Genomic DNA, 6,877 nt, shown 5'->3' with positions numbered 1-6,877 from the left:
CCGCCCCCCGGCGCGGCCCCCCCCGCCCGGGGGGGGGGGTTTTGAACCGAACACCCCCCCCCCGTCGGCCGGGCGCCCACCCGTCCGGGAACCCACCGGGGCCCCGGACCGTCACAGGGACAGCCCCGGATCCAGCCCGGCCGATTCTGGAAGGAGACGCGAGCACGCGATGACGGCGCCCCTCTCCTCCCCCGACCACGCCGCGGGCCCGCACCCCGAGGCCGACGAGCTGGCCGACCTCGCCGAGGACCTGCTCCCTCCCGCCGACGCCGACGCGCTGCGCCGGCACCTGGACGGCTGCGCCGACTGCCGGGAGACCGCCGACGCGCTCGCCGAGGTGCGGGCACTGCTCGCCGCGGACGAGCCCCCGGCCATGCCCGCCGACGTCGCCGCCCGGATCGACGCCGCCCTCGCGGCCGCGGCCCGGGAGGACGGCGCGGCGCCCGCCGCGGTGCCGTCCGCTCCGCCGGTGCCGTCCCCGCCGTCCGCCGTGCCGTCCCCCCGGCCGTCCGCGCCGACCGCTCCGCCGGCCGGGCCCTCCGCCGCCACCGGACCGGGCCGCGCCGCCCGTGGGCGCCGCCGCCGGGCGCTGCTGCTCGGCTCGGCCGCCGCGCTGCTCGCCCTCGGCATCGGCGGCGCCTTCCTCTCGCTGTCCTCCTCCCCCCGCCACGACCTCAGCGCCACCGTCGACGCGGCCGGGGTCCGCGCCGCCGCCTCGGCGGCCCCGAGCGCCCCGAGCCCGACGCCGGGCACCGGCGACGGCAGCAAGGCCGACCAGGCCCCCGGCGGCACCGTCTACCGCGAGGAGGAGCTCGCCGCCCAGGTCCGGCAGCTGCTCGCGGAAACGGCCACCGAACGGCCGGAGCATCCCGCCAAGCCCTCCGCCGGTGCCGGGGCGACCGCCGTCCCTCCCGCCGAGGGCGGCCAGGGCCTGACCGGCGGCGGCCGCTCCACCCCGGCCTGCCCACCGCCCAGCACCGCCGCCCTGCTGGCCACCGGCCGGGGCAGCTGGGCCGGCGCCCCGGCCGAGCTCCTCGTGTACGCCCTGCCCGGCCGCTCCGACCAGCTCGACGTCTACCTCCGCTCGCCCGGCTGCGGGCTGCTGCTGCACCGCACCGTCCCGGCCGGCTGACCGATGGTTCCCGTGCGATCCATGCCACCGGCCGCACGACACTCCCAGAGTGCGGGCGCCTGGTACTGATCCTCCTGGGAATGCGAGACACTGGTCAGTCGTTGTCCCGGGCGGCGGAGCAGGACCGCCCTCCCCGCAGCAAACGCGGGTCGCGATGCGAACCAGGAGATGCAGTGAGCGACGTCCGTAACGTGATCATCATCGGTTCCGGCCCGGCCGGGTACACGGCCGCTCTCTACACGGCTCGTGCCTCCCTCAAGCCGCTGGTCTTCGAGGGCGCCGTCACCGCTGGCGGCGCCCTGATGAACACCACCGAGGTCGAGAACTTCCCCGGCTTCCGGGACGGCATCATGGGCCCCGAGCTGATGGACAACATGCGGGCGCAGGCCGAGCGGTTCGGCGCCGAGCTGGTCCCCGACGACATCGTCGCCGTCGACCTCACCGGCGACGTCAAGACCGTCACCGACTCCGAGGGCAACGTCCACAAGGCCCGCGCCGTGATCGTCACCACCGGCTCCCAGCACCGCAAGCTGGACCTGCCGAACGAGGACAAGCTGTCCGGCCGCGGCGTCTCCTGGTGCGCCACGTGCGACGGCTTCTTCTTCCGCGACCAGGACATCGCGGTGGTCGGCGGCGGCGACACCGCCCTGGAGGAGGCGACCTTCCTCTCCCGCTTCGCCCGGAGCGTCAAGGTCATCCACCGCCGGGACACCCTGCGCGCCTCCAAGGCGATGCAGGAGCGCGCCTTCGCCGACGAGAAGATCAGCTTCGAGTGGGACAGCGCGGTCGAGTCCATCCACGGCGACCCGAAGCTGACCGGCGTCACCCTGCGCGACACCACCACCGGCGAGACCCGCGAGCTCCCGGTCACCGGCCTGTTCATCGCCATCGGCCACGACCCGCGCACCGAGCTCTTCAAGGGCCAGCTGGACCTCGACGCCGAGGGCTACCTCAAGGTCGAGGCCCCCTCCACCCGCACCAACATCCCGGGTGTCTTCGGCGCCGGCGACGTCGTCGACCACACCTACCGCCAGGCCATCACCGCCGCCGGCACCGGCTGCTCCGCCGCCCTGGACGCCGAGCGCTACCTGGCCTCGCTGGCCGACCTGGAGGCCCAGGCCGCCACCGTCGCGGTCTGACCCCCGACCCCACCGACCTCTCCGTCCAGGTGGGCGTGTTCCACGTGAAACGTGAACCCGCCCACCCCGCCGGGCCGAAACAGAACCGCCCCGCGCGGTGTTGTAGACCTGGCAGCCCTTCTCCCGCTTGACCCTTAGGAGTGACCGTGGCCGGCGCCACCACCACCGTGACCGACAAGACGTTCGATGCCGACGTCCTCAAGAGCGACAAGCCCGTCCTCGTCGACTTCTGGGCCGAATGGTGCGGCCCGTGCCGCCAGGTGGCCCCGGTCCTGGAGGAGATCGCGGCCGAGCACGGCGACAAGCTCACCATCGCCAAGCTCGACGTCGACGCCAACCAGCAGACCGCCGCGGCGTACAACGTCATCTCCATCCCGACCCTGATCCTCTACAAGAACGGCGAGCCGGTGAAGCAGATCACCGGTGCCCGTCCGAAGGCCGCGCTGCTGCGCGAGCTGGACGGCCTGATCTGAGGCCGTTCCTCCGGAACGCCACGAGGGCGGGGCTCCCCACCGGGAGCCCCGCCCTCTTCCGTTTCCCGCCCCTTCCGGCTCCGGCCGGCATCGCCGGCGCCCGGCGACACCCCGGCACGGCGCTGCACGGCACCGCGCGGCGCTCAGAACGGCCGCAGCGCCGGCTCCTTCCGCCCGCCGCCCAGCAGCCGCTCCAGCGCCCCCTCGACGTCCCCGCGCCAGGAGAGCGTGGTCCGCGCCTCCAGCCGCAGCCGCGGATAGCGGTGGTGCGGGCGGACCGTCTTGAAGCCCACCGCCAGCAGGTGCTCGGCCGGCAGCACACAGCTGACCGGCTGCCGGCCCACCGCCCCGAACGCCTCGATCGCCCGGAAGCCCCGGCCCAGCAGGTCCTTGGCCACCGTCTGCACCAGCACCCGCCCGATCCCCTGCCGCTGGAAGCCCGGCAGCACCCGGCTGACCATCAGCTGGACGGCGTCCGAGGAGACCGGACTGGTCGGGAAGGACTGCGCCCGCGGCACGTACGCGGGCGGGGCGTAGAGCACGAAGCCCGCCGGCCGGTCGTCCACGTAGACCACCCGGCCGCAGGAGCCCCACTCCAGCAGCACGGCGGAGATCCACCCCTCCTTCTCCAGCTCGGGCTTGCCGGACTCGACCGCCGCCCGGCCACTGACCGGGTCCAGCTCCCAGAACACGCAGGAACGGCAGGTCGACGGCAGGTCCGCGAGGTTGTCCAGCGTCAGCGGAACGATCCGGCGTCCCATGCCCCGCACCTCCTCGTCCACTCCACAGTCGAGCATTCCCCCCGAACGACGACGGGTGCATGTTTCACGTGAAACAGCGCTCACGCGAACCATGCACCCATCGGCACCGCCGTGCCGGACCGGCTCAGCCCTGCGACAGCCGCAGCCCGTCGTCGCCGGGCGCCATGCTGTCCAGGATCCGGTTGAGGTCCTCCACCGAGCCGAACTCCAGGACGACCTTGCCCTTGCCGAGCTTCCCGCCCCGCTGCGAGACCTCGACCTTCACCCGGGTCTCGAAGCGGTCGGAGAGCCGGCTCGCCAGATCGTTGAAGGCCGGCGAAAGGATCTTGCCCGCCTTGGGAGCCGGCCGCTTGGGCTTCTCCTCGCGCTGCATCAGCGCGACGATCTCCTCGGTGGTCCGCACCGAGAGCCCCTCCGTGATGATCCGCTTGGCCAGCTCCTCCTGCCGCTCGGTGTCCGGAGCCCCGAGCAGCGCCCGGGCGTGGCCGGCCGTCAGCACCCCGGCGGCCACCCGCCGCTGGACCGTCGGCGACAGCTTCAGCAGCCGCAGGGTGTTGGACACGTGCGAGCGCGAGCGCCCGATCCGGTCCGCCAGCTCGTCATGGGTGCAGGAGAAGTCCCGCAGCAGCTGGTCGTAGGCGGCCGCCTCCTCCAGCGGGTTGAGCTCCGCCCGGTGCAGGTTCTCCAGCAGGGCGTCCAGCAGCAGCTTGTCGTCCTCGGTGGCCCGGACGATCGCCGGGATCTGCTCCAGACCGGCCTCCCGGGAGGCCCGCCAGCGCCGCTCGCCCATGATGAGCTCGAAGCGGCCCGGCGCCGCCTGGCGCACCACCACCGGCTGGAGCAGGCCCACCTCCTTGATCGAGGCGACCAGCTCGGCCAGCTTGTCCTCGTCGAACACCTCGCGCGGCTGGCGCGGGTTCGGGGTGATCGCGTCCAGCGGCAGCTCGGCGAAGTAGGCACCATCCATCCGCGCGAGCTCCGCCTCGGCGGCCTGCTCCCGAAGGCTCTCCGCGGCCGCCTTGGCCGCCAGCGTCCCCCGGCCGGACGGCAGCACCGGCACCGCGGTCGGCGAGACCGCCCCGGGCGAGGCCACCGGGGCCGCCACCGGCTGCGCCGCGGCGCCGGTCCCGGCTCCACCGCCCGCCGGGGCGGCGGGGCCGATCAGCGCCCCGAGCCCTCGTCCAAGACCCCTGCGACCACTCACCGATTGCCCTCCGTCGTACCGTGCTGTGCCCCCGGGGCGCCCTGCCCCGAACCGTCCCGCTGCTGCCCCACCAACGAGCCTCCGGCCCCCGCGGACACCGCCCGCAGCGCCAGCTCCCGAGCGGCCTCCAGGTAGGAGAGCGCGCCGGTGGAGCCCGGGTCGTAGGTGAGCACCGTCTGACCGTAGCTGGGCGCCTCCGAGATGCGGACCGAGCGCGGGATCGCGGTGTGCAGGACCTCCTGCTGGAAGTGCGTCCGGACCTCCTCGGCCACCTGGGCGGCCAGCCTGGTCCGGGCGTCGTACATGGTGAGCAGGATGGTGGAGACGTGCAGTGCCTGGTTGAGGTGCGCCCGGACCAGCTCGACGTTGCGCAGCAGCTGGCCGAGGCCCTCCAGCGCGTAGTACTCGCACTGGATCGGGATCAGCACCTCCTGGCCGGCGACCAGGGCGTTGACCGTCAACAGGCCCAGCGAGGGCGGACAGTCGATCAGGATGTAGTCCAGCGGCTGCTCGTAGGCGGCGATGGCGCGCTGCAGCCGGCTCTCCCGGGCCACCAGCGACACCAGCTCGATCTCGGCGCCGGCCAGGTCGATGGTGGCGGGGACGCAGAACAGCCCCTCGACCTCGACCACCGGCTGCACCACGTCGGCCAGCGGCTTGCCCTCCACCAGGACGTCGTAGATCGAGGGCACCTCGGCGTGGTGGTCGATGCCGAGCGCGGTCGAGGCGTTGCCCTGCGGGTCGAGGTCGATCACCAGGACGCGCAGGCCGTGCATGGCCAGCGAGGCGGCGAGGTTGACGGTGGTGGTGGTCTTGCCCACCCCGCCCTTCTGGTTGGCCACCACCATCACCCGGGTGGCAGCGGGCCGGGGCAGTCCTTCGCCCGCTCGGCCGATGGCCTGGACCGCAGCCTGGGCAGCACGCGCGATGGGCGTGTCATCGATCTGGTCGATGGTCTCCGAGTCCTGCATGGGGCTCAGTGTTTCACGTGAAACCGGAGCGGCAACAGTCGCCGCCCGGCTGCGCGAGAGGATTCCCGAGAGGAGAGAGCGACGTTTCACGTGAAACACCATGCCCGCAATGTCGGAATTCTGACGATGCGACACTCCGGTGTTCCGATGTCGTCCTGCCGTCCTCCCAGCCGTCACCCGAACGCCGCCGACCCCGGTCCCGCCCCGCTCCGCCCCCTCGGGCGGCCGCGGAAGCGCCACGGGCGGGTCGGTCCGAGGACCGACCCGCCCGTGCCGGGCACCACGTCCGGCTCAGCGGCCGCGCCGCCGGGGGCTGCGGCCCCGGTCGCCGCCGCGCGCCGGGCTGCCCGCCCGGCCGGCCCTGGCCGCGGCCTTGGCCCGGCGGGTCGCCGCCTTCACACCGCCCGGGCTCTCGCCCACCTTGACCTGGACCACCCGGGTCGAGGTCTCCAGGGTGCCCTCGCCGACCGCGATCACCGACCACTCCACCGCACCGAGCTTCGCCAGCCCGGCCCGGGAGTCGGCCAGCTCCTGCTCGGCGCTGTCGCCCTTGAGCGCCAGCATCTGGCCGTGCGGCCGCAGCAGCGGCAGCCCCCAGCCGGCCAGCCGCTCCATCGGCGCCACCGCCCGCGCGGTCACCACGTCCACCGCCAGCTTGCCGACCATCTCCTCGGCGCGGCCGCGGAGCACGGTGACGTTCTCCAGCCCCAGCTCGCGGACCACCTCCTCCAGGAAGGTGGTGCGGCGCAGCAGCGGCTCCAGCAGCGTCACCGAGACGTCCGGCCGCGCCAGTGCCACCGGGATGCCGGGCAGGCCGGCCCCGGAGCCGACGTCGCAGAGCGTCGTCCCGCCCGGCAGCAGCTCGGCGAGGACGGCGCAGTTCAGCACGTGGCGGTCCCAGAGCCGGGGCACCTCGCGCGGACCGATCAGCCCCCGGGTCACCCCCGAGGTGGCCAGCAGCTCGGTGTAACGGACCGCGGCGTCGAACCGCTCGCCGAAGACCTCCCGGGCCACGGCCGGCGGCGCGGGCGGCGGCTCGACCGGCGGACGCCCGCCACCGGCCGCGTCCCCGGCCCCCGGCCCCCCGGCGCCGGTCTCCGACCCGCCGGCAGGCGCGCTCTCCGTGTCCATCTCGAACTCTCCGCTCCCCGGATCCACCGACCCGCTCCTGCACCGTTTCACGTGAAACAACTCTTC

At 74.2% G+C, this 6,877-nt stretch carries 7 protein-coding genes; 3 read left to right on the top strand and 4 right to left on the bottom strand.

Annotated features, from left to right (window positions below):
- Window positions 1-169 precede the first annotated feature (169 nt).
- The 3 genes from ABT093_RS05430 (at window position 170) to trxA (ending at window position 2,744) form a co-directional block, all read left to right on the top strand.
- Complete coding sequence (locus tag ABT093_RS05430) at window positions 170-1,132, top strand: zf-HC2 domain-containing protein (RefSeq protein ID WP_350560602.1); 963 nt, start codon at window positions 170-172, stop codon at window positions 1,130-1,132.
- Between the two features lie 173 nt (window positions 1,133-1,305).
- The gene (gene trxB, locus ABT093_RS05425) at window positions 1,306-2,271 is read left to right on the top strand and encodes a thioredoxin-disulfide reductase (protein ID WP_350560600.1); all 966 of its coding nucleotides are present in this window, start codon (window positions 1,306-1,308) and stop codon (window positions 2,269-2,271) included.
- A 146-nt stretch (window positions 2,272-2,417) separates the two neighbouring features.
- Complete coding sequence (trxA, locus tag ABT093_RS05420; RefSeq protein WP_350560598.1) at window positions 2,418-2,744, top strand: thioredoxin; 327 nt, start codon at window positions 2,418-2,420, stop codon at window positions 2,742-2,744.
- Between the two features lie 143 nt (window positions 2,745-2,887).
- Here the strand turns inward: trxA and ABT093_RS05415 are convergent, their stop codons facing one another.
- The 4 genes from ABT093_RS05415 to rsmG form a co-directional block, all read right to left on the bottom strand.
- Window positions 2,888-3,505: a GNAT family N-acetyltransferase gene (locus ABT093_RS05415; protein WP_344330057.1), complete on the bottom strand. Its 618-nt coding sequence runs from the start codon at window positions 3,503-3,505 to the stop codon at window positions 2,888-2,890.
- 124 nt (window positions 3,506-3,629) lie between these two features.
- Window positions 3,630-4,709 carry a ParB/RepB/Spo0J family partition protein gene (locus ABT093_RS05410; RefSeq protein WP_350560596.1) on the bottom strand — a complete coding sequence of 360 codons (1,080 nt, stop codon included), beginning with the start codon at window positions 4,707-4,709 and terminating at the stop codon, window positions 3,630-3,632.
- Entirely contained in the window at window positions 4,706-5,680 is a 975-nt protein-coding gene (locus tag ABT093_RS05405) for a ParA family protein (RefSeq protein WP_350560594.1), read from the bottom strand. Before ABT093_RS05405 ends, ABT093_RS05410 begins: the two co-directional genes overlap by 4 nt.
- A gap of 291 nt (window positions 5,681-5,971) precedes the next feature.
- Entirely contained in the window at window positions 5,972-6,811 is an 840-nt protein-coding gene (gene rsmG / locus ABT093_RS05400) for a 16S rRNA (guanine(527)-N(7))-methyltransferase RsmG (RefSeq protein WP_350560592.1), read from the bottom strand.
- Between the last annotated feature and the right edge of the window lie 66 nt (window positions 6,812-6,877).

It is taken from the genome of Kitasatospora sp. NPDC002551, assembly GCF_040296005.1.
Taxonomy (GTDB): Bacteria; Actinomycetota; Actinomycetes; order Streptomycetales; family Streptomycetaceae; genus Kitasatospora.
This window is presented reverse-complemented; position numbering and strand designations above follow the sequence as displayed.

Coding starts and splice junctions, on each gene's coding strand:
- ABT093_RS05405 (WP_350560594.1), bottom strand. CDS start 5,680: ATGCAGGACTCGGAGACCATCGACCAGATCGATGACACGCCCATCGCG.
- ABT093_RS05415 (WP_344330057.1), bottom strand. CDS start 3,505: ATGGGACGCCGGATCGTTCCGCTGACGCTGGACAACCTCGCGGACCTG.
- rsmG (WP_350560592.1), bottom strand. CDS start 6,811: ATGGACACGGAGAGCGCGCCTGCCGGCGGGTCGGAGACCGGCGCCGGG.
- ABT093_RS05430 (WP_350560602.1), top strand. CDS start 170: ATGACGGCGCCCCTCTCCTCCCCCGACCACGCCGCGGGCCCGCACCCC.